This window comes from Streptomyces sp. UC4497, from assembly GCF_054871485.1.
Genome location: NZ_JBTYHB010000007.1, coordinates 226,959 through 250,815, shown reverse-complemented (window position 1 = coordinate 250,815; position 23,857 = coordinate 226,959). Strand labels below are relative to the sequence as shown.

The 23,857-nt window shown below is 70.3% G+C and carries 26 protein-coding genes and 1 pseudogene; 12 read left to right on the top strand and 15 right to left on the bottom strand.

Annotation, left to right across the window (positions count from 1 at the left end):
- The first annotated feature begins 156 nt into the window (after positions 1–156).
- Complete coding sequence (locus ACYSUO_RS13035; protein WP_266713800.1) at positions 157–309, top strand: hypothetical protein; 153 nt, start codon at positions 157–159, stop codon at positions 307–309.
- Positions 310–419: 110 nt separating this feature from the next.
- Here ACYSUO_RS13035 and ACYSUO_RS13030 read toward each other — a convergent pair whose 3' ends face one another.
- From ACYSUO_RS13030 to ACYSUO_RS13020, 3 genes are all read right to left on the bottom strand, one after another.
- On the bottom strand, positions 420–1,025 hold the full coding sequence (locus ACYSUO_RS13030; RefSeq protein WP_422409539.1) for a MarC family protein: 606 nt from the start codon (positions 1,023–1,025) through the stop codon (positions 420–422).
- A gap of 58 nt (positions 1,026–1,083) precedes the next feature.
- A complete protein-coding gene (locus ACYSUO_RS13025) occupies positions 1,084–1,971 on the bottom strand; it encodes a PHP domain-containing protein (protein ID WP_461776224.1) in 888 nt (295 codons plus the stop codon).
- A gap of 119 nt (positions 1,972–2,090) precedes the next feature.
- Complete coding sequence (locus ACYSUO_RS13020) at positions 2,091–2,729, bottom strand: DUF6758 family protein (protein ID WP_426901255.1); 639 nt, start codon at positions 2,727–2,729, stop codon at positions 2,091–2,093.
- A gap of 213 nt (positions 2,730–2,942) precedes the next feature.
- Between ACYSUO_RS13020 and ACYSUO_RS13015 the strand changes: the two genes are divergently transcribed.
- A complete protein-coding gene (locus ACYSUO_RS13015; RefSeq protein WP_461776223.1) occupies positions 2,943–4,199 on the top strand; it encodes an MFS transporter in 1,257 nt (418 codons plus the stop codon).
- Between the two features lie 33 nt (positions 4,200–4,232).
- Here ACYSUO_RS13015 and ACYSUO_RS13010 read toward each other — a convergent pair whose 3' ends face one another.
- Positions 4,233–4,817, bottom strand: coding sequence for a suppressor of fused domain protein (locus ACYSUO_RS13010; protein WP_404072508.1), 585 nt, complete (start codon positions 4,815–4,817; stop codon positions 4,233–4,235).
- Positions 4,818–5,315: 498 nt separating this feature from the next.
- Here ACYSUO_RS13010 and ACYSUO_RS13005 point away from each other — a divergent pair, with 498 nt between their 5' ends.
- A complete protein-coding gene (locus tag ACYSUO_RS13005) occupies positions 5,316–6,446 on the top strand; it encodes a magnesium and cobalt transport protein CorA (protein WP_461776222.1) in 1,131 nt (376 codons plus the stop codon).
- Positions 6,447–6,468: 22 nt separating this feature from the next.
- A complete protein-coding gene (locus ACYSUO_RS13000) occupies positions 6,469–6,984 on the top strand; it encodes a hypothetical protein (RefSeq protein ID WP_461776221.1) in 516 nt (171 codons plus the stop codon).
- Between the two features lie 40 nt (positions 6,985–7,024).
- Here the strand turns inward: ACYSUO_RS13000 and ACYSUO_RS12995 are convergent, their stop codons facing one another.
- Positions 7,025–7,732: a hypothetical protein gene (locus tag ACYSUO_RS12995; protein ID WP_461776262.1), complete on the bottom strand. Its 708-nt coding sequence runs from the start codon at positions 7,730–7,732 to the stop codon at positions 7,025–7,027.
- Positions 7,733–7,967: 235 nt separating this feature from the next.
- Between ACYSUO_RS12995 and ACYSUO_RS12990 the strand changes: the two genes are divergently transcribed.
- Genes ACYSUO_RS12990 through ACYSUO_RS12980 form a run of 3 tightly spaced genes read left to right on the top strand, consistent with a single transcriptional unit; the run spans position 7,968 to position 10,988 of the window.
- Positions 7,968–9,251, top strand: a complete 1,284-nt coding sequence (locus ACYSUO_RS12990) for a magnesium transporter MgtE N-terminal domain-containing protein (protein ID WP_461776220.1) — start codon at positions 7,968–7,970, stop codon at positions 9,249–9,251.
- On the top strand, positions 9,241–9,810 hold the full coding sequence (locus ACYSUO_RS12985) for a DUF1003 domain-containing protein (RefSeq protein WP_461776219.1): 570 nt from the start codon (positions 9,241–9,243) through the stop codon (positions 9,808–9,810). Before ACYSUO_RS12990 ends, ACYSUO_RS12985 begins: the two co-directional genes overlap by 11 nt.
- Before the next feature lie 44 nt (positions 9,811–9,854).
- Positions 9,855–10,988 carry an Mrp/NBP35 family ATP-binding protein gene (locus ACYSUO_RS12980; protein ID WP_461776218.1) on the top strand — a complete coding sequence of 378 codons (1,134 nt, stop codon included), beginning with the start codon at positions 9,855–9,857 and terminating at the stop codon, positions 10,986–10,988.
- Between the two features lie 63 nt (positions 10,989–11,051).
- Here the strand turns inward: ACYSUO_RS12980 and ACYSUO_RS12975 are convergent, their stop codons facing one another.
- From ACYSUO_RS12975 to sigE, 5 genes and pseudogenes are all read right to left on the bottom strand, one after another.
- Positions 11,052–11,723 (bottom strand): hypothetical protein, encoded by a 672-nt coding sequence (locus ACYSUO_RS12975; protein ID WP_461776217.1) that lies wholly within the window; start codon positions 11,721–11,723, stop codon positions 11,052–11,054.
- Positions 11,724–11,893: 170 nt separating this feature from the next.
- Complete coding sequence (locus ACYSUO_RS12970) at positions 11,894–12,364, bottom strand: sec-independent translocase (RefSeq protein ID WP_461776216.1); 471 nt, start codon at positions 12,362–12,364, stop codon at positions 11,894–11,896.
- 211 nt (positions 12,365–12,575) lie between these two features.
- Positions 12,576–13,655 (bottom strand): annotated as a pseudogene (locus ACYSUO_RS12965) (S1C family serine protease); the annotation flags it as partial.
- 315 nt (positions 13,656–13,970) lie between these two features.
- Positions 13,971–14,969 (bottom strand): anti-sigma factor family protein, encoded by a 999-nt coding sequence (locus tag ACYSUO_RS12960; RefSeq protein ID WP_461776215.1) that lies wholly within the window; start codon positions 14,967–14,969, stop codon positions 13,971–13,973.
- Positions 14,966–15,742 carry an RNA polymerase sigma factor SigE gene (gene sigE, locus ACYSUO_RS12955; RefSeq protein ID WP_461776214.1) on the bottom strand — a complete coding sequence of 259 codons (777 nt, stop codon included), beginning with the start codon at positions 15,740–15,742 and terminating at the stop codon, positions 14,966–14,968. Before sigE ends, ACYSUO_RS12960 begins: the two co-directional genes overlap by 4 nt.
- A gap of 156 nt (positions 15,743–15,898) precedes the next feature.
- Between sigE and ACYSUO_RS12950 the strand changes: the two genes are divergently transcribed.
- A complete protein-coding gene (locus ACYSUO_RS12950; protein WP_461776261.1) occupies positions 15,899–16,597 on the top strand; it encodes an O-methyltransferase in 699 nt (232 codons plus the stop codon).
- Between the two features lie 161 nt (positions 16,598–16,758).
- On the opposite strand, the gene ACYSUO_RS12945 is transcribed toward ACYSUO_RS12950, so the two are convergent.
- Positions 16,759–16,926 carry a DUF3117 domain-containing protein gene (locus ACYSUO_RS12945; RefSeq protein ID WP_266713770.1) on the bottom strand — a complete coding sequence of 56 codons (168 nt, stop codon included), beginning with the start codon at positions 16,924–16,926 and terminating at the stop codon, positions 16,759–16,761.
- 320 nt (positions 16,927–17,246) lie between these two features.
- Between ACYSUO_RS12945 and chcB the strand changes: the two genes are divergently transcribed.
- A complete protein-coding gene (chcB, locus tag ACYSUO_RS12940; protein ID WP_461776213.1) occupies positions 17,247–18,050 on the top strand; it encodes a 2-cyclohexenylcarbonyl CoA isomerase in 804 nt (267 codons plus the stop codon).
- 17 nt (positions 18,051–18,067) lie between these two features.
- Here chcB and ACYSUO_RS12935 read toward each other — a convergent pair whose 3' ends face one another.
- The gene (locus ACYSUO_RS12935) at positions 18,068–18,667 is read right to left on the bottom strand and encodes a DNA-3-methyladenine glycosylase I (RefSeq protein ID WP_461776212.1); all 600 of its coding nucleotides are present in this window, start codon (positions 18,665–18,667) and stop codon (positions 18,068–18,070) included.
- Complete coding sequence (locus tag ACYSUO_RS12930; protein ID WP_266713764.1) at positions 18,664–19,065, bottom strand: DivIVA domain-containing protein; 402 nt, start codon at positions 19,063–19,065, stop codon at positions 18,664–18,666. Before ACYSUO_RS12930 ends, ACYSUO_RS12935 begins: the two co-directional genes overlap by 4 nt.
- A 128-nt stretch (positions 19,066–19,193) precedes the next feature.
- Between ACYSUO_RS12930 and folP the strand changes: the two genes are divergently transcribed.
- Positions 19,194–20,054: a dihydropteroate synthase gene (gene folP / locus ACYSUO_RS12925; protein ID WP_461776211.1), complete on the top strand. Its 861-nt coding sequence runs from the start codon at positions 19,194–19,196 to the stop codon at positions 20,052–20,054.
- Positions 20,055–20,087: 33 nt separating this feature from the next.
- On the opposite strand, the gene ACYSUO_RS12920 is transcribed toward folP, so the two are convergent.
- On the bottom strand, positions 20,088–20,837 hold the full coding sequence (locus tag ACYSUO_RS12920; protein ID WP_461776210.1) for an LOG family protein: 750 nt from the start codon (positions 20,835–20,837) through the stop codon (positions 20,088–20,090).
- Positions 20,838–20,924: 87 nt separating this feature from the next.
- Complete coding sequence (gene dapE, locus ACYSUO_RS12915; RefSeq protein ID WP_461776209.1) at positions 20,925–22,007, bottom strand: succinyl-diaminopimelate desuccinylase; 1,083 nt, start codon at positions 22,005–22,007, stop codon at positions 20,925–20,927.
- Positions 22,008–22,080: 73 nt separating this feature from the next.
- On the opposite strand from dapE, the gene ACYSUO_RS12910 reads away from it, so the two are divergent.
- Positions 22,081–23,022, top strand: coding sequence for a heavy metal transporter (locus ACYSUO_RS12910; protein WP_461776208.1), 942 nt, complete (start codon positions 22,081–22,083; stop codon positions 23,020–23,022).
- A gap of 296 nt (positions 23,023–23,318) precedes the next feature.
- Positions 23,319–23,747 (top strand): ATP-binding protein, encoded by a 429-nt coding sequence (locus tag ACYSUO_RS12905; protein WP_461776207.1) that lies wholly within the window; start codon positions 23,319–23,321, stop codon positions 23,745–23,747.
- Positions 23,748–23,857: the final 110 nt, after the last annotated feature.

Here is a 23,857-nt window from a genome sequence, read left to right as displayed (position 1 = left end):
GGCAACTCGTTGTACCCACAGGAACGTGCGGCACTGCAGCCGCGCAATTCACTCTTAACGGCCGGGCAACCGCCCGGCCGTACGGCGGGAGCAAGCTGAGAAGCCCCGCACGAGTAGTTCTCCTTCAGGAGGATCACCAGACGAAGGGAGAAGCCCATGCGCTTCGAAATCATGCGACTCGACGATGTCGACGGCAACGCCGTGGACAGCACCGTCGTGGACGCCGCCTCCGTCAACCGGATCGTTCAGCAGGCCGCCGCCATCGGGCAGCGCCTCTACATCCGCCCGGCCGAGTCGTCCGCCTCGTAACGGCGTAAGCGACTTACACACTTCGAAGCCCCCGTACGCACGATGCGTACGGGGGCTTCGCTGTGCTCCGGCGCCCTCAGGAACCCAGGACGGTCGGGAACTCAGGGCGGTCAGGAGCCCTGGATCACCTGCGTCACGCCGTTGATGATCTGCTGCACCGCGATCGCGGAGAGCATCATGCCCGCGAGCCGGGTCACCAGGACCACGCCGCCGTCCTTGATGACGCGGATGATCACCAGCGAGTAGCGCATCACGAGCCACAGCACCACGTGGATCGCGATGATCGCGGACCAGACGGAGACCTGGTCGCCCATCGAGTCCGCGTCCTGCACGGCGAGGATCACGGAGACGATCGCGCCGGGACCGGCGAGCAGCGGCATGCCGAGCGGAACGAGGGCGACGTTCACGTCCTTGGTCTGCTTGGGCTCGTCCGTCTTGCCGGTCAGCAGGTCGAGCGCGATCAGGAGCAGCAGCAGACCGCCCGCGATCATCAGGGCCGGGACGGAGACGTGCAGATAGGCCAGGATCTGGTTGCCCAGGACGCCGAACACGGCGATGACGCCGAAGGCCACGCAGACCGCCTGGAAGGCCATGCGTTTCTGGACCTTGGCGGGCCGGCCCGCGGTGAGGGCGAGGAAGATCGGGGTGATTCCGGGGGGATCCATAATCACAAAAAGCGTGAGAAAAAGGGATCCGAAAACGGCAGCGTCGAACACGGTGGGGTGCCTTGCGAGAGTGGTGCGGAAGGGTGGGTCGAGGTGCGTACGGGGCGCGTCAGGCGTCGCGTCCGCCGGCGCCCGGCACCGGGAAGGCGCCCGTCGCGCGCCGCGTGATCTCCCCGTAGACCTCGGGGTCGGTGGTGTACTCGCCGAGCACGCACGTCTTACGGCTGCCGTGGTAGTCCGAGGACCCGGTGACCAGCAGGCCGACGTCGGCGGCGAGGCCGCGCAGGCGCTCGCGGGTCGCGGCGTCGTGGTCCATGTGGTCGACCTCTATGCCGTCGAGCCCGGCCTCCGCCAGCTTCGCGATCGATGCCTCGGGAACGGTGTGACCGCGCTTGGCGGCGCCCGGGTGCGCGAAGACGGTGACCCCGCCCGCGGCCTTGACCAGGCGGATCGCCTCGAAGGGGTCGGTCTCGTGCTTGTCGACGTACGCGCGCCCGTCGTTGGCCAGCCAGTCCTCGGTGAACGCGTCGGAGACCGTCGGTACGACACCGAGGTCGACCAGCGCCGTGGCGATGTGCGGGCGGCCGACCGAACCGTCGCCCGCGATCCGGGCGACCTGCTCCCAGGTGACGGGGACGCCCAGCTCGTTCAGCTTGGCGATCATGCCCTTGGCGCGCGGCACCCGGTCGTCGCGGACCAGCTCGCGCTCGGCGAGCAGGGCCGGCTCCTCGGGGTCGAAGAGGTACGCCAGCATGTGCATGCTCACGCCGTCGAGACGGCAGGAGAGCTCGGCGCCGGTGACGAGGGTCAGCCCCGTCGACGAGCCGTCGGCCGACAGAGCGTCGAGCGCGGCGATCGCCTCGGCGTGCCCGCGCGTGGTGTCGTGATCGGTGAGCGCGACGACGTCCAGGCCGGACGCGGCGGCGTTCCGTACGAGTTCCGTCGGGCTGTCCGTGCCGTCGGAAGCGGTGGAGTGGGTGTGCAGATCGATGCGCACGGCTGCGTACTCCAGGCTCGACGGACTGACGGGGACCGCTCAAGGATAACGGGGATTTCCAACACCCCCGTCACCACCGAACCGGGCACGGAACCCTTACCTCACCCGCACTCCGGGACTCACGTCATGATGCGCGGCGACAGCGCCCCGCACGGCAGCAGGTCCACCTCGGCCCCCGCGTCCCGCAGATCCGTGAGCACCAGCTCGTCGTACATCAGCATCCCCGTCTGCTCCGGCCACACGACCGCCCACAGCCACAGGCCGCGCGCCTCGCCGGCGAAGACCGCCCGGTCGTCCGGGGCACCGGAGACGTGCCACATCGGGGTGGGCCGGCCCGCGGCGAGCACCTTGGCCTGCGGGGGCCCCGAGACCTCCATGTACGGGCCGGGGTCGGGGCCGTCGATCCCCGCGTAGCGCGCGCCGAGTCCGACGCCCAGCTCCTCGGCGACGAGCACCAGCTCACCGGGGCCACCGAGCGGCCCGGGACCCGAGCAGGCGACGGCGGTGGCACGACCGCCGTGCCGCTCGTCCCCTGCGTTGGCCACGCCCGTGAACAGCCAGCCGACAGGCAGCGGCCAGGGCATCCAGACCGGCACCCGTGCGCGCCGCACCACGACGCTGAGCGCCTCGACACTGGGCGGGATCACGGGCTGCATCGGATGCACGGTCCCGTGCACATCGCACTGCCAGGAGTCGGCAAAGAGTCCGGGAGCCCTGACCCGGCCACCACACTTCGGGCAACTGGGTTCGCCCCTCATAGAGCCCCACGGTCCTCCCCGTCCCGCGCCGCGTCAAGGACGATCACCCGTCCGGAGGGCAGCACCGTGGCGCTCCGACCAGGATAGATAGATGTAGCTTGCATTAATTAGCTGCTCTAACTTATTATGTGCATACGCCAACGATCCAGCCCTCGAAGGCCCGAAGAGCTCGAAGGGCTCGAAGGGCTCGAGGGACACAAAGGAGCAGCAGGCATGAGCCACAGCAGTACAGGGGGTCCCGCCGAAGGGGACACGTTCGACGCAGGTGCGGGCGGCCTCCTGCGTCAACCGAAGGCGGTCTGGGCGACCGCCGGGGCATCCGTCGTCGCCTTCATGGGCATCGGCCTGGTCGACCCGATCCTGCCGTCGATCGCCAAGGGCCTCGAAGCGACACCGAGCCAGGTCTCCCTGCTCTTCACCTCGTACTTCCTGATCACCGCCATCGCCATGCTGGTGACCGGGTTCGTCTCCAGCCGCATCGGCGGCAAGAAGACCCTCCTCGTCGGCCTCGCCCTCGTGGTGATCTTCGCGGCGCTCGCGGGCACGTCCGGCTCCGTCGGGGAACTGGTTGGTTTCCGCGCCGGATGGGGCCTCGGCAACGCGCTCTTCGTGTCGACCGCGCTGGCGGTCATCGTCGGCGCCGCCGCCGGTGGCAGCGCGGCCGCGATCCTCCTCTACGAGTCCGCGCTCGGGCTCGGCATGGCCTGCGGGCCGCTCGTCGGCGCGCTGCTCGGCAACGCCAGCTGGCGCTACCCGTTCTTCGGCACCGCCGCGCTGATGGCCATCGGGTTCGTCTGCATCACCGTGTTCCTGAAGGAACAGCCGAAGCCCGCGCAGAAGACGTCGATCCTCGATCCGATCAAGGCGCTCGGCCACGGCGGCCTCGCGTCCGCGGCGATCTCGGCCTTCTTCTACAACTACACGTTCTTCACGGTGCTGGCCTTCACGCCGTTCGTGCTGAACATGACGCCGTACAAGTCGGGCGCGGTGTTCTTCGCCTGGGGTGTGCTGCTCGCGCTGTTCTCGGTGATCGTCGCGCCGCGCATGCAGGCCAGGTTCGGCTCGCTCAAGGTGCTCGGCGGTTCGCTCGTGCTGCTCGCCCTGGACGTACTCGTCCTCGGGTACGGCAACCACACCGCGGCCATCGTCTGCACGGTCCTGTCCGGCGCCTTCATCGGCGTGAACAACACCGTCTACACCGAGCTCGCGCTCGGCGTCTCGGACGCGCCGCGGCCGGTGGCGAGCGCCGGCTACAACTTCGTCCGGTGGTTCGCCGCCGCGGCCGCCCCGTTCTTCGCGCCGAAGATCGAGGAGTGGAGCAACATCCACATCCCGTTCGTGGTCGCCGCGATCACCGCGGTGCTCGGCGCGGTCGTGGTGTGGGTGCGCAGGAGCGCACTCACCCACGAGGCCGCGGAGCTGGAGCCGAAGCACGCCACCGAGGACAGCGTCTCGGTGTACGCGAACTGACCGGTTCTCAGCCTGGACCGATCCAGGCCCGGATCAGTCCAGAGAAACGGACTTGCGCAGCGGATCGCGCAGGTCCGTTCCGCTGTTCAGCCACTTCTCCTGGAGCGCGGCCGCGCCGTGCACCCGCTTCCACGCCGCCTCGTTCGGCGTCATGGGCAGCAGCGGCAGGAACCGTACGGGGTCCAGGGGTTCGTCCAGGTCCAGGTCCTCGACCAGGCCGCCCGGCTCCGCGACGAGGGCCGAGGTGAACGGGGCGGCGGGCCACAGCGGTTCGCCCACGTCGAGCGACGCGCCCGGTGCCACGACGATGCCCTCGACCTGCGGGGACGCCGCGAGGACCGCGAGCGGGCGCAGCACCTTGTCGGTGTCGGCGAGGCCGGCGCGGACGGTGAGGACCAGCTCCGCGCGCGGGCCCTTGACGGGATCGGCGAGGGCCGCCGTGGGATCGGCCATCGGGGACGCGGACATGCCGAGGGTGGCGTAACGCACCACGTCGCCATCTGTGAAGCGCAACACCTCGATGCGGTCGGTACCGAGGAAGGTGACCGCCGCCCGCGCGTCCGGTTCACCCAGGGTTGTCCGGAGTCGCGCCTCCACCAGCGCAAGAACTTCTGCCATCCCGCGAGCATAGATCTCGCGCTCAACGGGTAAGGACTGGGCCCGCTTTCGCCGGTCGGCTGATAGTCTTGGCCGCTGGTCGGGACAACACGCAGTGCGTGTCCGCCGAGGGCCCCCGCGGGCCCGTCGAGAAACCGACCCGTTTCACGTCCCCCACGGGGGACCGGCCGGAGGAGGTGGGGCTGTCATGGATCGAAGTCGACCGTGCAGTACTACCCGTTCTTCCGGCCTGTAGGGCCCAGGGCCTCATCTCACCCGCAGTCAGCTGCACACCGTGCTGGCCGCGCCTGCCGGAAGAGCACTTCGTTCCCCTGATCTCATCGACGTCCCTCCCGGGCGTCGCGATCTGAATCAGTCAGCGAAGCCGCCCAGCGTCGGTGCGGTGCTTCCCGCTTTGTGGACGTGCAGCATGTCCCGGTTTCCGGTTGGCCAGGACGTCCTCATTCCGGGTGGTTCCACCCGACGCGCGGCGACTCCCGCCCGCGAAGGAGCCTGCCCATGTCGATGATGCGCGACCTGCGAGCCGCCGTCCGTCCCTCGCTGCGCAAGAGCGTCGCCCCGTACGCCAACGAGGCCCGCACCTCGTACGACTTCACGCGGGACGCCGCGGCCTGCTCGGCCGTCGTGGACTGCGCCGTGTACCGCGACGGGGTCCGTGTCCCGTCCTCCGAGTGCCTCACGCCCGGCGGCGCCAAGCGCCAGGTGCGGCGCGACGGCGGCTTCGCCTGGATCGGTCTGCACGAGCCGACCGAGGAGGAATTCGCCGGTATCGCCGCCGAGTTCGGGCTGCACCCGCTCGCCGTCGAGGACGCCGTCCACGCCCACCAGCGGCCCAAGCTGGAGCGTTACGACGACACGCTGTTCACCGTCTTCAAGACCATCCACTACGTCGAGCACGCCGAACTCACCGCCACCAGCGAGGTCGTGGAGACCGGCGAGGTCATGTGCTTCACCGGCCGGGACTTCTTCATCACGGTCCGGCACGGCGGCCAGGGCTCGCTGCGCGCGCTGCGGCACCGGCTCCAGGACGACCCCGAGCTGCTCGCCAAGGGCCCGAGCGCCGTGCTGCACACGATCGCCGACCACGTCGTCGACGGATACCTGGCCGTGGCCGACGCGATGCAGGACGACATCGACGAGGTCGAGACCGAGGTCTTCTCGCAGCCCGGCAAGGGCTCCCCGCGCGGCTCGGACGCGGGCCGGATCTACCAACTCAAGCGCGAGGTACTGGAGTTCAAGCGGGCCGTCGCGCCGCTGCGGCGTCCGCTGCAGCTGCTCAGCGAGCGGCCGATGCGGCTGATCGACCCGGACATCCAGAAGTACTTCCGGGACGTCGCCGACCACTTGGAGCGCGTGCAGGAGCAGGTCATCGGCTTCGACGAGCTGCTGAACTCGATCCTCCAGGCCAACCTCGCGCAGGCCTCCGTCGCCCAGAACGAGGACATGCGCAAGATCACCTCGTGGGCCGCGATCATCGCCGTACCGACGATGGTGTGCGGGGTGTACGGCATGAACTTCGACCACATGCCCGAGCTGCACTGGCGGTTCGGCTACCCGATGGTGCTCGCGCTCATCGGCGGCGTCTGCTTCGGGATCCATCGGACACTGAAGCGCAACGGATGGCTGTGAGCCTCGCGGCTACGCTGACCGTATGACGACTGCTGAACTGCTCGATGCCGCCCTCGTCGAGGAGGCCACGAAGAAGTCCGGGCTGATCTGGGTGCGTGGAAGCCGGGGCGTGGAGCGGGCCCTGTGGCATGTGTGGCACGAGGGTGCGGCGTGCCTCGTCGGCGACGGCCCCGGGGAGCAGCCGCTGCCCGACCTCGTCGACGGCGGCTCGGCCGTCGTCACCGTGCGCAGCAAGGACAAGGGCGGGCGGCTCGTGGGCTGGCGGGCGACGGTGGTCGAGTTGGCGGCAGGTACGGAGGCGTACGACTCCGTCGTGGGTGAGCTGAAGGGGAAGCGCCTCAACGCGCCCGATGCGGAGACCATGTTGGACCGGTGGGCGCGGGAGTGCCGTGTGCTGCGACTTGAGCCGGCGGGTGGGGCTCCGGAGCCGGTGGCCGACGGGTCGTTGGCGGCGCCCCCTGTGGGCTCGCCCGCGACCACCCGGAATCCCGTACCGGCCGGACTGCCGAAGCTCCTCGCGCGGCGGAAGCGGCGTTGACGCCGCGGGGCTTGATGGTCCTCAATCGCCGGACGGGTCACTAGCCCGGCAGCGCCTGGCCGTAGTCGACCGTTTCCGTGGACTTGGGTTCCCGGAGGCTGAAGTCGGTGCCCCAGTCGCTGAGTTGGATGGTGCCGGCGCCCCCGGCCCGCTCCAGGCGCATCGGGTACGCGCCGCCCTCCAGGGACACGTCGAGCGTGCCGCCCGCGCCCTTGTCGCCGGTCAGCTCGACCGTGCGGACGCCGCCCGCCTGGCCGCGCTCGCCCTTCGCGAGCGTGCCGTGCAGCGCGAGCAGGCCGTCGAGCAGCACGCCCTTGTCGGTGAACGTGCTCAGCCGCTGGTAGGCCGGATCGCCCTTCGGCACCCTCACGTACTTGCCGTCGAGCTTCTGCGCGGCGTTGCCGGCCCCGTGACCGGCCTTGCCGTCCTCGGAGTGCGTCCAGAAACCGGCGCCCGCCTTGAGGTACAGGTGATCGCCGACCCGCAGCAGCCCGAACGTGCCGCCGCCGGTGCTCACCGACCCCGTGCCGCCGTCGGCCTTCAGCCGCATGTCCAGCTTGTACGTCTTCTTGTTGACGACCACCGTGCCGGCGACGTGCACCGCGTCCGCGCCGCGGGCCGCCTTGACCGTACGGGACTGGATCTTGGCCGGGGTCAGCTTGCCGACCCCGTTCGTCCCCGCGTCCGGGTCCTCCTCGCTGCATGCCGCGAGGCCCACCGCGAGCCCCGTGCACATCACGCCCACCATGAGTGTCCTGCGGGTACGGCGGGTGAGGGGGCGCGGGGTCACGGGCGGACTACCTCTCGTACGGCAGCTGGGTGGGGGCAGGTACGGCAGCGTACCCCCGCGATCTGCGGTTACCCGCCCGGGTCGGGTGGCCGATGCGCAAAGGCGCGGGGAACGGGTAGCGGCTAGCCTGGGCGAGAAATTGCCTGCATATCCGGACGAATGCGAAGGAAAGCGGAAGGAGGCGCGCGACGGTATGGCTGGAGGCGCTCCCCGGATCTTCGTGTCGCACCTCGCCGGCATCGCCGTCTTCGATCCGAACGGTGATCAGGTGGGCCGGGTGCGCGACCTGGTGGCGATGTTGCGCGTGAGCCGCAGACCGCCGCGGCTGCTCGGCCTCGTCGTCGAGCTGTCGACCCGGCGGCGCATCTTCCTGCCGATGACCCGTGTCACCGGGATCGAGTCGGGCCAGGTCATCACCACAGGGGTGCTCAACGTCCGGCGCTTCGAACAGCGGCCCACCGAGCGCCTCGTCCTCGGCGAGATGCTCGACCGGCGCGTACGGCTCGTGGAGAGCGGCGAGGAGGTCACCGTCCTCGATGTCTCCATCCAGCAGCTGCCCGCGCGCCGCGACTGGGAGATCGACCGGGTCTTCGTACGGAAGAACTCGTCGAAGCGCGGCGCCTTCCGGCGCGCCAAGGGAGAGGCGATCACCGTCGACTGGTCGGGCGTCGACGGCTTCAACCTGGAGGAGCACGGACAGGGCGCGGAGAGCCTGCTCGCCACGTTCGAGCAGCTGCGCCCCGCCGACCTCGCCAACGTGCTGCACCACCTCTCCCCCAAGCGCCGCGCGGAGGTCGCCGCCGCCCTCACCAACGAGCGTCTCGCCGACGTCCTGGAGGAGCTCCCCGAGGACGACCAGATCGAGGTCCTCGGCAAGCTGAAGGAGGAGCGCGCCGCCGACGTCCTGGAGGAGATGGACCCGGACGACGCCGCCGACCTCCTCGGCGAACTCCCCGAGGAGGACAAGGAACGCCTCCTCGACCTGATGAAGCCCAGCGAGGCGGCCGACGTGCGGCGCCTGATGGCGTACGAGGACCGGACCGCGGGCGGCCTGATGACGACCGAGCCGATCGTGCTGCGCCCCGACTCGACGGTCGCGGAGGCCCTCGCCCGCATCCGCAATCCCGACCTGTCCCCCGCGCTCGCCGCGCAGGTGTACGTGTGCCGGCCGCCGGACGAGACACCGACCGGCAAGTACCTGGGCACGATCCACTTCCAGCGGCTGCTGCGCGATCCGCCGTACACGATGGTCAGCTCGATCCTCGACGAGGATCTGCAGGCCCTGACCCCGGCGGCGCAACTGCAGGAGATCGCCGGGTTCTTCGCGACGTACGACATGGTGGCCGCGCCCGTCGTCGACGACAGCGGCTCGCTGCTCGGCGCCGTGACCGTGGACGACGTACTGGACCACATGCTTCCCGACGACTGGCGCGAACAGGAATTCCACCTGTCAGGGGAGGTGAACCATGCCGACTGAGGAACGCGAGCGGGACACCCCGCGCAGGCCGCGCATCCGGCTCGACCAGCCGCGCGCGCCGAAGCGCAAGCTGATCCCCGATTACGACCCCGAGGCATTCGGCAGGCTCTCGGAGCGCATTGCACGCTTCTTGGGGACGGGCCGGTTCATCGTCTGGATGACGGTGATCATCATCGTGTGGGTGGTGTGGAACATCGTCGCGCCGCCCGATCTGCGCTTCGACGAGTACCCGTTCATCTTCCTGACGCTGATGCTGTCGCTGCAGGCCTCGTACGCCGCCCCGCTGATCCTGCTCGCGCAGAACCGGCAGGACGACCGCGACCGGGTCAATCTCGAACAGGACCGCAAGCAGAACGAGCGCTCCATCGCGGACACCGAGTATCTGAGCCGCGAGATGGCGGCCCTGCGGATCGGCCTCGGCGAGGTCGCGACGCGCGACTGGATCCGCTCCGAGCTGCAGGACCTCATCAAGGAACTGGAGGAGCAGCGGCACTCCGCCCCGGGCTCCGGGGTATTCCCCGCGGAGCGCGAGCGGGGACGTGACGTAGACGACCGCTGACAGGGCTTTCCGGGTGCGGGTTACCCCGCCGTAGACTCGGGTGCATGGCTACGGAAGACGCGGTGCGCGAGGCACTCGCGACAGTGAACGACCCCGAGATCCACCGTCCCATCACCGAGTTGGGGATGGTCAAATCGGTGGACATCGGTGCGGACGGAGTCGTCGCGGTCACCGTGTATCTGACCGTCTCTGGCTGCCCGATGCGCTCGACGATCGAGAACAACGTGCGCGAGGCCGTCTCCCGCGTCGACGGCGTGACCGATGTGCAGGTCACCCTCGACGTGATGAGCGACGAGCAGCGCAAGGAGCTGGCGACCGCGCTGCGCGGCGGCACCGCCGAGCGCGAGGTCCCGTTCGCCAAGCCCGGCTCGCTGACCCGCGTGTACGCGGTGGCCTCCGGCAAGGGCGGCGTCGGCAAGTCCTCGGTGACCGTGAACCTGGCGGCAGCGATGGCCGCCGACGGCCTGAAGGTCGGCGTCGTCGACGCGGACATCTACGGGCACAGCGTCCCGCGCATGCTGGGCGCCGAGGGCAAGCCCACCCAGGTCGAAGACATGATCATGCCGCCGTCGGCGAACGGCGTGAAGGTCATCTCGATCGGCATGTTCACGCCGGGCAACGCGCCGGTCGTGTGGCGCGGGCCGATGCTGCACCGCGCGCTCCAGCAGTTCCTGGCGGACGTGTTCTGGGGCGATCTGGACGTGCTCCTGCTCGACCTGCCGCCCGGCACCGGCGACATCGCCATCTCGATCGCCCAGCTGGTCCCGAACGCCGAGATCCTGGTCGTCACCACGCCGCAGCAGGCCGCCGCCGAGGTCGCCGAGCGGGCCGGCTCGATCGCCGTGCAGACCCACCAGAAGATCGTCGGCGTCGTCGAGAACATGTCCGGGCTGCCCTGCCCGCACTGCGACGAGATGGTCGACGTGTTCGGCACGGGCGGCGGGAAGATCGTCGCCGAGGGCCTGACCAGGACCACGGGTGCGGAGGTGCCGGTGCTCGGCTCCATCCCCATCGACGTACGCCTGCGCGAGGGCGGCGACGCGGGCAAGCCGATCGTGCTGACCGACCCGGACTCCCCCGCGGGCTCCGCGCTGCGCGGGATCGCGGACAAGCTCGGCGGCCGCCAGCGCGGCCTGTCGGGGATGTCCCTGGGGATCACGCCGCGCAATAAGTTCTGACGCCCTGTCCGACGCCTCGAGAGAACGGCGGGCCGCCCATTTCGGGCGGCCCGCCGTTCTTCGTCACGCGTCCGGTTCCGGCTCCAGCGCCGTGATGTCCTTCACGACCGAGAACCCGAGCCCGTACGCGCTCATGCCGCGCCCGTACGCCCCCAGGTGCACCCCGGCCTGCGTGGATCCCGCGAGCACCCAGCCGTACTCGGACTCCCGGTAGTGGAACGGGGTCGGCACCCCGTCCACCGGCAGCGTCAACGTCGCCCAGTCCGCGGACGCGAGATCGTCCGCGAGCACCCATGCCGTCTCGGTCTGCTGCTCCAGCCAGTCGTCGCGCAGCGTGTGGTCCATCTGCACGGGCCAGGTGTAGGAGAGCAGCCCGACGCCGGCGAGCCAGGCCGCCGAGGAGACCGACGTGGCCTCCAGGACACCGGTGCCGTCGGCGGTGCGCCGTACGGGATTGGCGGCGATGGTCACCACGACCGCGAACCGCTCGCTGTCTTCCGTGAGCTCGCTGCGCACGGAGGGCTCGTCACCGTGCCCGATCGAACCGTGCTCGACGGAACCGTCCGCCGTGGTGCCGACCTGCATCAGCCAGCGCGGTCCCGTGAAGGCCTCGTCGAGGCCGTACCACGGGAAGGGCGCCAGCAGGTAGCCGTCGACCGTGCGCCGGGCCGTGAGAGCCTCGCCGGCCCCCTCGGTGGCCGGCGCCTGCGCGCCTACCCGACTCGTCGTCTCCATGTACCCGGCCGCCTCCTCGCTCAGTTACGGACCGGCGCGGCCCGCCCCCCTCGGGCGTTCTCACTTCCGGTCCGCGCAACAAGAAGGCAGGATGCCACACCGGGTCCGCGGGGCCCGGTTTCGTCAGGCGTGGTTCAGCCGTGTTCGGGGTGGTTCGAGGTGGTTCAGGTTCAGGTCGCGTCCGCGTCAAAAGGCGGCGGCTCAATGGCGGCCGGCTTCTCGGGACGCTTCTGCATGTCGACCGCCTCGGGCCGCTTCTGCATGTCCACGCGGCCACCGCCGCCGGACGGGCTCGACGATCCGGAGTCCTCCAGCTCACCGACGGTGTGCACCGCGTCGGAGACGTCGGCCATCTCCTTCTTCAGGTCGAAGCCGTTGCGAATCTCCTTGAGCCCCAGCTCGTCACTGTCCAACTGCTTGCGGATGAACGTCTTGGGATTCAGGTCCTCGAATTCGAAGTCCTTGAACTCCGGACCCAGTTCGTTCCGAATGTCCTGCTTCGCGCTGTCCGAGAACTCCCGGATCTTACGAATGGTGCGTGAAACGTCCTGAATGACCTTCGGGAGTTTGTCGGGGCCGAATACGAGAACGGCCAGCACGACGATCGTCACGACCTCCAGCGGGCCAATATCGTTGAACACCTTGCACTCCTAGCGTGTCCTCGGCCCGCGGTCGAACATCAGCAGCAGGTCTTCGGCAGGGTCCGGCAGCGGACCCGGTCCACGGTACCCGGCCCACCTGTCCATTCGGTAGCCACCGGGGAACCTCCAGGATCGCGCATCCCGCGCCACACCCGGTCAAGAGTCGGTCAGCCGCCGGTCAGGGGACGGTCAGGGATCGGCCGGAATCCGCTCAGCCACCGTCGGCGGAACCGAGAACGAGCGACATCTTCCGTTCCTTTCCGCCCCGTTCGACCGTGAGGACCAGTTTGTCCTTGGGGCGGTGGTTGCGGATCTTGACGATCAACTCCTCGCCGGAGTGCACGCCGACGCCGTCGACCTCGGTGATCACATCGCCCGGCTCGATCCCCGCCTTGGCGCCCGGGCCGTCCGGACTGACGGCCGAGCCGCCGCTGTTGCCCTTCGAGCCGACGCGGGCGCCGTCGCCCGAGAAGTCCATGTCGAGGGTGACCCCGATCACCGGATGCGTCGCCCGCCCGGCGTTGATCAGCTCCTCCGCCACGCGTTTCGCCTGGTTGACCGGGATCGCGAAGCCGAGGCCGATGGAGCCCGACTGCCCTTCGGGCAGCTCGGAACCGCCGGTGTCGGCCGACCGGATCGCGCTGTTGATGCCGATGACGCGGGCCTTCGAGTCGACCAGCGGGCCGCCCGAGTTGCCGGGGTTGATGGGCGCGTCGGTCTGCAGCGCGTCCACGTAGCTGACGTCGCTCCCGTCGCCCTTCTCGCCGCCCGCCGTGATGGGCCGGCCCTTGGCGCTGATGATGCCGGAGGTGACGGTGTTCGCCAGGTCGAAGGGGGCGCCGACGGCGACGACGGGGTCGCCCACCTGCACGTTCTCGGAGTTGCCCAGGGGCAGCGGCTTGAGCCCGCGCACCCCGGACACCTTGATCACGGCGAGGTCGTAGCCGCTGTCGTGCCCGACCAGCTTGGCCCGTGCACTCTCACCGCTGGAGAACGTGACCGATATCTCACCGCCGGAGTCGGCCGACGACACCACGTGGTTGTTCGTGAGGATGTGCCCCTGGCCGTCGAGTACGAGGCCGGTGCCGGTGCCCTCCTCCGACGAACCCGCGGTGTGGATGGTGACGACGCCGGGCAGGGTGCGCGCCGCGATACCGGCCACGCTGTCGGGGTCCCGGCGCTTGGACTCGGCGTCGGCCTGCGGCAGTTGAATACTCGCCCCGACCCCGGTCCGCTCCACATACGACCCGACGGCCCCACCAATCCCTCCGGCAACCAGAGCAATCACCACACCCCCCAGCACGAGCCTCCGCCTCCGCCGGGGCGGTGCGGGCCCGAAGTCCGGCTGGTGCCAGGGGCCGGAGTGGGGCATTTCAAGCCCCTGCGGCGATTGAGCAGCGGGGTCCGGGGCAGAGCCCCGTGACGTGGGAACGGTCGACCGCCCCGACACCTCACCCGTGGGATTCCCCTCGTCCATGCCGCCGCTCTCCCCAAGCCTGGCCCACGGCACCGCACCGCCGGCTCCCACGCGCGCGACCCGGATCAGCACCCGACGCACCGCCTCACCTGGATTCAACCAGGTTCGACGGCGCGGGCGCAGAGGGTGTCAGCGCAGCGACGAGGGACGGGACGACGCGGCCGGCGACGACGCCGAGGCGGCGGTGAGGCCGGACTCTGCCGCCCCGAAGGAGGTGCCGTCGGCCGAGGCCGAGGACGAGACGGTGGGCCGCGGCGCGTACGAGACCGCGACGGCGGGGGCGGCGGGACGTATGAGAGGCGACATACGGGCCGCACCGGCCAGCAGCGGCGTCGAGAACGGATAGCCCGCACTCTCCGCGTGGCCCCCGCCGGGCAGCAGCGGCGCACCCGCCTCGGTCGGCGAGACGGGCGCCGCGAGGGCGCCCCCGCGCTGGCCGAGCGGCGCGGAGTTCGTCCGACGGCGCTGCGTGTCCGATGCCGAGGCGGCACCGGCCTGCTGGCTGCGCAGCGGCGTGACATTGCTGCCGGAGCCGCCACCGCGCGCGTCGCTGCTGTCGATCGGGGCCGCGGTCGTGACTCCGCCGAGGGCGATCGCGGCGAGCGACACCGCGCCGGCCGCGGCGAACGCGAAGCGGCGGGACCGCGAGGCCCGGTCGCTCTCGTGCCGGTCAGCACGGGTCACTTCGTGGATGCGGAAGCCGCGCTGGTCGCTGGGGAGGACGGCGGCGTGCGCGCCGGACGGCGCGTAGCCGAAGGGCTCCGCGTCTACGTCGAAGACCCCTTGGCCGAAACCCCGGATCCCGCCGAGGGGTCGGCCACTACCGAATCCGCCTCCCCCGAACGGTGGTGAGCCACCGTCGGCGTCACCTCCCGCGGGCAGCCCCTGGAGGCGGGCGAGAAAGCTCTCGGAGGGCGGCGGCGGGGCCGCCTGCGCGAAGACGCTCTTGAGGCGGCGCTGGGCGTCGGCCTCGGCCTTGCATTTGGCACAGGTCGCCAGGTGCGCGAGGACGCGCTCACGGGCATCGTGGTCCAACTCGCCGTCGACCAGGGCAGCCAGCCTGTCCCCCAGGTGTTCGTCGGCCGCGGTCTGTTGGCGTTCGGCAGGATTGAGACGTGATCCACTCACGCGGTCGCGCCCCCTCCTCCGAGGATGGGGAAGGCCCCTGTGGACGCGAGCGTACGGCGCTCCTTGCGGGCCTCGGGCGAGCGGTGCTGCAGCGCCTTGCGCAGCTGCGAGCGGCCGCGGTGGATACGGCTGCGGACCGTGCCCAGCTTCACGCCGAGGGTCGCGGCGATCTCCTCGTAGGAGAGGCCCTCGATGTCGCACAGGACAACGGCGGCGCGGAACTCGGGCGCGAGGGTGTCCAGCGCCTGCTGGACGTCGGCGTCGAAGTGCGCGTCGTTGAACACCTGCTGCGGCGACGGTTCTCTGCTGGGCAGCCGCTCGGCGGCGTCGTCACCCAGTGCGTCGAAGCGGATGCGCTGCTTGCGACGGACCATGTCGAGGAACAGGTTCGTGGTGATGCGGTGCAGCCAGCCCTCGAAGGTGCCGGGCGTGTACGTCGAGAGCGAACGGAAGACGCGGACGAAGACCTCCTGCGTGAGGTCCTCTGCGTCGTGCTGGTTCCCCGTCAGGCGGTACGCGAGACGGTAGACGCGGCCACTGTGCGTGCTGACGATCTCCTCCCACGAGGGGGGAGTCCACGCCTGCGATTCCGCATCGGCGGCAAAGGTCGCGGTCTGCGCGGAGTCAACGGTGCGGATTCGGTCAGCGGTGTTGGTCACGGATTTCGGCTCACCCGCCGACCTGAGCAGACGCCGAAGCCGTCCCCTCCGATCCACAGGCTCAGCCGCACCTCCCCTATCGGCTCTGGTGGTGTCCAGTGGAGCACCTACCATAACCACTCCGTCCGTTAGCTCCGGATAAGGTTTTTTACTCAGATTTGCCGGTCGGTTCCCGACCGCCGCCCGCACGGCTGCCGCCATCGCGTTCTCCCCCGCAGTTCCCCTTGTCCAGCCTGCTCTTTCCCCCTGCCACGTCAAACGCGCGGTCCCATCTGCGAGTTCCCACCACCAACGGATAAAGTCACGCGCAGGCATCCACGGGGACGGGAGAGGGCCATTACCGGCAACCGGCAGACGAGTTGGGCGTTCGCCGACGCCTTTGTCGCCGAGGACGACGCGACTCGCTGGGCTCGTGACCGGGCCCGCGAGGCAGGGGTGTGCCCGGTGTCCCCCGGCGCGGGCGCGACGTTGGGGATGCTCGCTGCCACGGTAGGGGCGAAGGCCGTCGCCGAGATCGGTACGGGCACGGGCGTGTCCGGGGTCCACTTGCTGCACGGGATGCGGCCCGACGGCGTCCTCACCACGGTCGACCCCGAGCCGGAGCGTCAGCAGTTCGCGCGCCAGGCGTTCCGTGCGGCCGGCTTCGCCAGCAACCGGGCCCGGTTCATCCCCGGCCGCGCCCTGGAGGTGCTGCCGCGGCTCGCCGACAGCGGGTACGACCTGGTGTTCTGCGACGGTGACCGGCTGGAGTGCCTCGACTACCTCGCTGAATCGTTGCGCCTGCTCCGGCCCGGTGGCCTGGTCGTCTTCCAGGGGGTCCTCGCCGAGGGGCGGACCGTCGACGCGGGGCCGCAGCCGGTGGAAGTGCTGCGCCAGCGCGAGTTGCTGCGCGCCGTGCGGGAGAGCCCCGAGCTGATGGCCTCGGTGCTGCCGGTCGGCGACGGGCTGCTCTGCGCCGTCAAGCGCTGAGGCGGGCGGGGCGGCGACACCAGGTCCCACCTGCCCTTACACAGACGACTGCCCCGGCATCAAATGTGTGCCGGGGCAGTCGAAAAGGTAGGGTCGCTCGCGCGTCGGCCGACGGCCGGTCCAGCCCCACCTCCGGGGAATGGACGCGGGCGCAGAAGGTGTCAGCCCACTACCTTCTTCAGTTCGTCACCGAGGGCACTGGCCTCGTCCGGCGTCAGCTCAACCACGAGCCGACCGCCGCCTTCGAGCGGAACGCGCATGACGATGCCCCGCCCCTCCTTTGTCACCTCGAGCGGGCCGTCACCCGTCCGCGGCTTCATGGCCGCCATGCTCGTTCCCCTTCCTGAAACCAGCTCATCGTCAGCCGACGGCCCTCTGGGTGGGCACACGTCACCGGCATCGAACACATTGCTTCCAGGCCATTATCCCGCATCGCGGGACCCGATGACCAACATCGGTCGGCATCGCTTGCGCAACGCGCTTGACCAAAACCACTCAATTCGGGGATCCGACTGCGATACTGCGCCATCTTCGGACCCAAGCCGACGCGAATTCGTTAGACGCAGGTCACATGCCGAGGGCGTTCCATGGGCCGTGATCTACGTCATGCTGAGCACGGACGACTGAGCGACCGCATAGGAGGAGTCCCATGGCCGACACCGTGCTCTACGAGGTGAGCGACGGGCTCGCGACGATCACGCTGAACCGCCCCGAGGCGATGAACGCGATGAACACCGAGGCCAAGGTCGCCCTCCGCGACGCGGTGCAGTCGGCCGCCGCCGACGAGACGGTGCGGGCGGTGCTGCTGACTGCGGCCGGCGACCGGGCGTTTTGCGTGGGTCAGGACCTCAAGGAGCACGTCGGCTCGCTGCTCGCGGACCGGGAGTCCGGCGAGGGCCGCACCATGAACACGGTGCGCGAGCACTACAACCCGATCGTGCGGGCCCTGACCGGGATGCCGAAGCCCGTGGTGGCCGCGGTGAACGGCGTGGCGGCCGGCGCCGGGTTCGGGTTCGCGCTCTGTGCGGACTACCGGATCGTGGCGGACAGCGCGTCGTTCAACACCTCGTTCGCGGGCGTGGCGCTCACCGCCGACTCCGGGGTCTCCTGGACGCTGCCGCGCCTGATCGGCCCCGGTCGCGCGGCCGACCTGCTGCTCTTCCCGCGCTCCCTGAAGGCTCAGGAGGCCTACGAACTGGGGATCGCGAACCGGCTCGTGCCCGCCGCCGAACTCGCCGATGAGGCCCGGAAGCTGGCGCGCACGCTCGCCGAGGGGCCGACCGTCGCCTACGCCGCGCTGAAGGAGTCCCTCGCCTTCGCCGGGGACCACTCCCTCGACGAGGCGCTCGACAAGGAGGACGAGCTGCAGACCCGGGCCGGCGCCTCCGAGGATCACACCATCGCGGTGCAGGCCTTCATCGCGAAGGAGCGGCCGAAGTACCTCGGGCGCTGACCCGGATCACCCCGTCCTCACGCCGTCGTACGCGCGCGGGACACGCAGTCCTCCAGGTGGTCGTTGACCAGACCGCAGGCCTGCATCAGCGCGTACGCCGTCGTCGGGCCGACGAAGCGCAGGCCGCGCTTCTTCAGCTCCTTGGAGAGCGCCTTCGACTCGTCGGTGATCGCCGCCACATCGCCGAGCACCTTCGGGGCCGGGCGGGTGACGGCGTCCGGCGCGTACGACCAGATCAGCTTGTCCAGCTCGCCGGGCGACCAGTCCACGAGCACGCACGCGTTGGCGAGCGTCGCGTCGATCTTGGCCCGGTTGCGGATGATGCCGACGTCGGCGAGCAGGCGCTCGCGGTCGGCGTCCGTGAAGGCCGCCACGTCCGCGATCTTGAAACCGGAGAAGGCGGCGCGGAAGCCCTCCCGGCGTCTGAGGATCGTGATCCAGGACAGGCCCGACTGGAACGCCTCCAGGGAGAGGCGCTCGAACAGCGCGTCGTCGCCGTGGACCGGGCGGCCCCACTCCTCGTCGTGGTACGCGACGTAGTCCTCGGTCGAGAGGCCCCAGGGGCAGCGCGGCTTTCCGTCCGGTCCCGGGAGGGCGCCTCCTGTCGGCTCGCTCACCGGAACCCCTCCCCCGTCTCGTATCCGAACCCGTACTCACCAGGTGGCGCGTAGCCCGTGTCCGGGCCCCGCTCGGTCGGCTGCGGTCCCGCCCGGGTGTGGGCCGAGGTGAGGGCGGCCTCCAGCTCCGTGATGCGCGCGTCCCGCTCGGCCAGTTCGGCCCCGAGGCGGTTCAGCGCGTCGTCCACCTCCGCCATGCGGTAGCCGCGCACCGCCGTGGGCAGCCGGAGGGCCTCCAGGTCGGCGGGGTCCAGGGGGCGGTCGGGCGGCAGCGGGTCCGCGTAGAACTGGGACGGCTCGTCGCGCAGCGTGCCGCTGTCGCCGCCGCCGATGACCGCGAACGTCACCGCCGCGATCACCACGACCAGCGCGGCGACCAGAAACAAGAACATGACCATGTCTGCCGTCCCCTGCTTCGACCGGGCCGTGCGGCCCTCAACCGTCAGGCTTCGATCGTGCCATGCCGCACTGACAGTTAAGGTCACAGACGACGTTCAACCGGTCAGGACAAGGAGAGTCACAGGGGATGCTCAGGCTGGGCCAGCACGAATTCGGTGAGCACGAGCCGGTGATCATGGCGATCGTGAACCGCACCCCCGACTCCTTCTACGACCAGGGCGCCACGTTCCGCGACGAGCCCGCGCTGGCCCGCGTCGAGCAGGCGGTGTCCGAGGGCGCCATGATCGTGGACATCGGCGGGGTGAAGGCCGGTCCCGGCGAGGAGGTCACCGCCGAGGAGGAGGCGCGGCGGACCGTCGGCTTCGTCGCCGAGGTACGACGCCGCTTCCCCGACGTGATCATCAGCGTCGACACCTGGCGGCACGAGGTCGGTGACGCCGTGTGCGAGGCGGGCGCGGACGTGCTCAACGACGCGTGGGGCGGTGTCGACCCGAAGCTCGCTGAGGTCGCGGCGCGGCACAAGGTGGGCCTCGTGTGCACGCACGCGGGCGGCGCCGAGCCCCGCACGCGCCCGCACCGGGTGACGTACGAGGACGTGATGGCGGACATCCTGGACGTGACGGTCGGCTACGCGGAGCGGGCCGTCGCCCTCGGGGTGCCGCGCGAGTCCGTGCTGATCGACCCCGGACACGACTTCGGGAAGAACACCCGGCACTCCCTGGAGGCGACACGGCGGCTTCCGGAGATGGTCGACACCGGGTGGCCGGTGCTCGTCTCGCTGTCCAACAAGGACTTCGTCGGCGAGACCCTCGACAAGCCGGTCAAGGAGCGCGTCATCGGGACGCTCGCGACCACCGCGGTGTCGGCGTGGCTCGGGGCGCAGGTCTACCGGGTGCACGAAGTCGCCGAGACGAGGCAGGTGTTGGACATGGTGGCGTCCATCGCGGGACACCGGCCCCCGGCGGTCGCCCGCCGGGGACTCGCGTAACGGCCTTCCGGACAACGGCCTTCCAGGAGGGGCCTACTTACCGGTCTCCTTGGTGACCAGCGTGATCGCCTCCTCCACGTCGTCCGTGATGTGGAACAGCAGCAGGTCCGCCTCCGAGGCCTTGCCCTGGGCGATCACCGTGTTCTTCAGCCAGTCGACCAGGCCGCTCCAGTACTGCGAGCCGAACAGGACGATCGGGAAGCGCGTCACCTTCGTGGTCTGCACGAGGGTGAGCGCCTCGAAGAGCTCGTCCAGCGTGCCGAGTCCGCCGGGGAGCACCACGAAGCCCTGGGCGTACTTCACGAACATCGTCTTCCGTACGAAGAAGTAGCGGAAGTTCAGCCCCAGGTCGACGTACGGGTTGAGGCCCTGTTCGAAGGGCAGCTCGATGCCGAGGCCGACCGAGGTGCCCTTGGCCTCCACGGCGCCCTGATTGGCCGCCTGCATGGCGCCGGGGCCGCCGCCGGTGATCACCGCGAACCCGGCCTCCACCAGGGCCCTGCCGATGGCGACGCCCGCGGCGTACTCCGGGGAGTCCTCCGGGGTGCGTGCCGAGCCGAACACGCTGATCGCGGGCGGCAGTTCGGCGAGCGTGCCGAAGCCCTCGATGAACTCGGACTGGATGCGCAGGACCCGCCACGGGTCGGTGTGCACCCAACCCGAAGGCCCTTCCGTGTCGAGCAGACGCTGGTCGCTCGTCCCTGGCTGCATCTGGTCACGGCGCCGGACCACCGGCCCCGTCCGCTGCTCCACAGGACGTCGCTTGCCCTCCGGGTTGCTCATCGTCTGCTCCCTTCCTGCGCAGTTATCACGCACTTACGTAGAGCAAGGGTAGGTCTACGCGGGTTACATACGAGGGACCTGGACGTATCAGGAAGCGGTGAGCCAGGCGGCCAGGCGCTTCTCGCCCTCCAGGATGAGCGAGGTGTCGACCCGCTCGTCGATCTTGTGCGCGAAGATCGGGTTGCCGGGGCCGTAGTTCACCGCGGGGACGCTGAGCGCGCTGAACCGGGAGACGTCGGTCCAGCCGAACTTCGGGCGCACCTCGCCACCCACCGCGGCCACGAAGGCGGCGGCAGCGGGGTGGTTGAGGCCGGGGCGCGCGCCGCCAGTGTGGTCGTCGACGACGAACTCCTCGATGGGGCAGCCGGCGAAGAAGTCGCGGACGAACTGCTCGGCCTCCTCCATCGACCGGTCCGGCGCGTAGCGGAAGTTGACCGTGACGGCGCACTCGTCCGGGATGACGTTGGTGGCCACGCCGCCCTCGACGCGGACCGCGTTGAGGCCCTCGTGGAACTCCAGGCCGTCGACGACCGGCTTGCGCGGCTCGTAGGCGGCGAGGCGCTCCAGGATGGGGGACGCGGCGTGGATCGCGTTGCTTCCCATCCACGCGCGCGCGGAGTGGGCCCGCTCGCCCTCGGTCTTCAGGATGACGCGCAGGGTGCCCTGGCAGCCGCCCTCGACATCGCCGTTCGTCCCCTCCAGGAGGATCGCGAAGTCGCCCTCCAGCCAGTCGGGGTGGGCGTCGGCCACATGCCCGAGGCCGTTGAGGTGTGCGGCGACCTCTTCGTTGTCGTAGAAGACGAACGTGAGGTCACGGTTGGGCTCACGGACCGTCTGCGCGATCCGCAGCTGGACCGCGACGCCCGCCTTCATGTCGCTGGTGCCGCAGCCCCACAGGACGCCGTTCTCGTCGAGCCGCGAGGGCACGTTGTCGGCGATCGGGACCGTGTCGATGTGTCCCGCGAGGATGATCCGCTCGTCGTGCCCCAGGTTCGTGCGGGCCACGATGTTGTTGCCGTACCGGTCGACCGTGAGGTGCGGCAGCTCCCGCAGGGCCTCCTCGATCGCGTCGGCGAGCTCCTTCTCAGCTCCACTGGGCGAGGCGAAGTCGACCAACTGCGCCGTGAGGCGAGCGGCGTCCTGCGTGAGGTCAAGGGGGGTGCGGTCCATGGTGTCGAGCCTAATACGCGTGCGGTTCCCGTACGGCGGCTGGAGTGTCAGTGGACTCCAGTACCTTGGACGCGTGCCTGAGCCCCCCACCCTCGTCCGGCGCGGCCGCCTCCTTCGTATCGGCGCGGCCGTCGTCGTGCTGCTCGCTGTGGCCACGTACGTGGCCGTGCAGTACGCCACCGGAGGCCGCGGCAAACCGAGATGCACGGTCGTCTCGGCGAACGGGGACGGGGCGACGTACACATTCACCTCCGAGCAGGCGGTGAACGCGGCGACGATCGCCGCCGTCGGAACCTCGCGCGGGATGCCCGAGCGCGCCGTCACGATCGCCCTCGCCACGGCGCTGCAGGAGTCGGGGCTGCGCAACATCGAGCACGGCGACCGGGACTCGCTCGGCCTGTTCCAGCAGCGCCCCACGAAGGGCTGGGGCACCGCGGACCAGATCATGGACCCCGCGTACGCGTCCGAGCGCTTCTACGCACACCTGGCGAAGATCCCCGGCTACTCGCGGCTCCCGCTGACCGCGGCCGCGCAGCGCGTGCAGCTCAGCGGCTATCCGCAGGCGTACGCGAAGCACGAGCCGGACGCCACGTTGCTGGCCGCCTCGCTGACCGGTCGCGCCGCGGCGTCGCTCACCTGCGACGGGCGGGCGGTCGGCGGTGACGGCGCGCGGTCCGGCGACCCCGCGCGCGTGCGGGCCGCGCTCGCCCGTGACTTCGGGCAGGACGTGGCGCCCACGAAGGGGGCCGGCCAGGGTTCCGTCCGCGTTCCCGTGCCCGCCACGGTCGACTCGACCGAGGGCGGGGAGCGGCAGCGCGGCTGGGAGCTGGCGCAGTGGGCGGTGGCCAACTCCTCGGCGCTGCGCATCGAGCGGGTCTCCTACGCGGGCCGCGAGTGGACCGCCGGCGAGGCCGGGGACAAATGGCGCAAGGCGTCGTCCGCGAAGCGGAATGGGCGCTCGGGTCCGGCGGCCTCGATGTCCGTCGACGAGGTCCGGATCGTCACCGGGCAGTAGTCCGGGCTCACCCGAACGGGTAATGCGGATCATGCCGCGTGGACGCCGTCAGGGCACCTTCGAGTGAGGTGGGGCCGCGCCCCCAAGACCCTTGCGGGCAGGGCGCTGTAAGGGTTCTGCAGCGGCCGGCGATGCGTGCGCTTTGCCCGTTTCTGCCCACAACTGATAATGCGACACATTGCGAACCCTTTACGTTTCCGACCCGCAACCTTCCGGGGGCCTGGGGCGGTTGTCACGGCGTCCGATCGCCGCACGGCAACCGGGCATCAAACGTTCTCTCCCGTCTAAGGAGCATCATGTCCCTCCCCCTGACCCGTCGGATCGCCCGTGCCGCGCTGCTCGTAGCGGCAGGAGCGGCGCCCGTGGTCGGTGCGGCCGGCTCCGCGAGCGCCGTCGACCTTCCGGCCACGTCGAACCTGGGCGGTGTGACCGCCCTGGACGGTGCGAACGTGGGCAACACCGTCGACGGTGCGGCGCAGAACGTCACCGGTGCCGCCGGTTCCACTGGTGGCAAGGCCGTCAAGAAGGCCGTTCCGGCGGCGGGCAAGGTCGTGGGTTCGGGCGCGAAGACCGCCGTTCCGGCCGCGCAGGAGGCCGCGGGTGGGGCTGCCGGCAGCGCGGGTGACGTGCTCGGTGAGACGGCCGGGACCGCGACCGATGGTGGGCTGCCGGTGGGTGGTGGCGGTCTGCCGACCGGTGCGCTGGGTGGTCTGCCGATCGGCTGACCGCCGGTTTGCCTGAACGGGGTGCCGGGAGCGTTCTGCTCCTGGCGCCCCGTTTTTGTGCGGTGCGGTGCGGTGCCGTGCCGGGGGCGGGGTCTGCGTATCTGTTGCGC

What these genes read in the sequence shown, in the direction of transcription:
- ACYSUO_RS13035 (WP_266713800.1), top strand. Translation starts at nt 157, where the DNA reads ATGCGCTTCGAAATCATGCGACTCGACGATGTCGACGGCAACGCCGTG.
- ACYSUO_RS13020 (WP_426901255.1), bottom strand. Translation starts at nt 2,729, where the DNA reads ATGAGGGGCGAACCCAGTTGCCCGAAGTGTGGTGGCCGGGTCAGGGCT.
- ACYSUO_RS13015 (WP_461776223.1), top strand. Translation starts at nt 2,943, where the DNA reads ATGAGCCACAGCAGTACAGGGGGTCCCGCCGAAGGGGACACGTTCGAC.
- ACYSUO_RS13010 (WP_404072508.1), bottom strand. Translation starts at nt 4,817, where the DNA reads ATGGCAGAAGTTCTTGCGCTGGTGGAGGCGCGACTCCGGACAACCCTG.
- ACYSUO_RS13005 (WP_461776222.1), top strand. Translation starts at nt 5,316, where the DNA reads ATGTCGATGATGCGCGACCTGCGAGCCGCCGTCCGTCCCTCGCTGCGC.
- ACYSUO_RS13000 (WP_461776221.1), top strand. Translation starts at nt 6,469, where the DNA reads ATGACGACTGCTGAACTGCTCGATGCCGCCCTCGTCGAGGAGGCCACG.
- ACYSUO_RS12995 (WP_461776262.1), bottom strand. Translation starts at nt 7,732, where the DNA reads ATGGTGGGCGTGATGTGCACGGGGCTCGCGGTGGGCCTCGCGGCATGC.
- ACYSUO_RS12990 (WP_461776220.1), top strand. Translation starts at nt 7,968, where the DNA reads ATGGCTGGAGGCGCTCCCCGGATCTTCGTGTCGCACCTCGCCGGCATC.
- ACYSUO_RS12985 (WP_461776219.1), top strand. Translation starts at nt 9,241, where the DNA reads ATGCCGACTGAGGAACGCGAGCGGGACACCCCGCGCAGGCCGCGCATC.
- ACYSUO_RS12980 (WP_461776218.1), top strand. Translation starts at nt 9,855, where the DNA reads ATGGCTACGGAAGACGCGGTGCGCGAGGCACTCGCGACAGTGAACGAC.
- ACYSUO_RS12975 (WP_461776217.1), bottom strand. Translation starts at nt 11,723, where the DNA reads ATGGAGACGACGAGTCGGGTAGGCGCGCAGGCGCCGGCCACCGAGGGG.
- sigE (WP_461776214.1), bottom strand. Translation starts at nt 15,742, where the DNA reads ATGGTAGGTGCTCCACTGGACACCACCAGAGCCGATAGGGGAGGTGCG.
- ACYSUO_RS12945 (WP_266713770.1), bottom strand. Translation starts at nt 16,926, where the DNA reads ATGGCGGCCATGAAGCCGCGGACGGGTGACGGCCCGCTCGAGGTGACA.
- chcB (WP_461776213.1), top strand. Translation starts at nt 17,247, where the DNA reads ATGGCCGACACCGTGCTCTACGAGGTGAGCGACGGGCTCGCGACGATC.
- ACYSUO_RS12930 (WP_266713764.1), bottom strand. Translation starts at nt 19,065, where the DNA reads ATGGTCATGTTCTTGTTTCTGGTCGCCGCGCTGGTCGTGGTGATCGCG.
- folP (WP_461776211.1), top strand. Translation starts at nt 19,194, where the DNA reads ATGCTCAGGCTGGGCCAGCACGAATTCGGTGAGCACGAGCCGGTGATC.
- ACYSUO_RS12920 (WP_461776210.1), bottom strand. Translation starts at nt 20,837, where the DNA reads ATGAGCAACCCGGAGGGCAAGCGACGTCCTGTGGAGCAGCGGACGGGG.
- dapE (WP_461776209.1), bottom strand. Translation starts at nt 22,007, where the DNA reads ATGGACCGCACCCCCCTTGACCTCACGCAGGACGCCGCTCGCCTCACG.
- ACYSUO_RS12905 (WP_461776207.1), top strand. Translation starts at nt 23,319, where the DNA reads ATGTCCCTCCCCCTGACCCGTCGGATCGCCCGTGCCGCGCTGCTCGTA.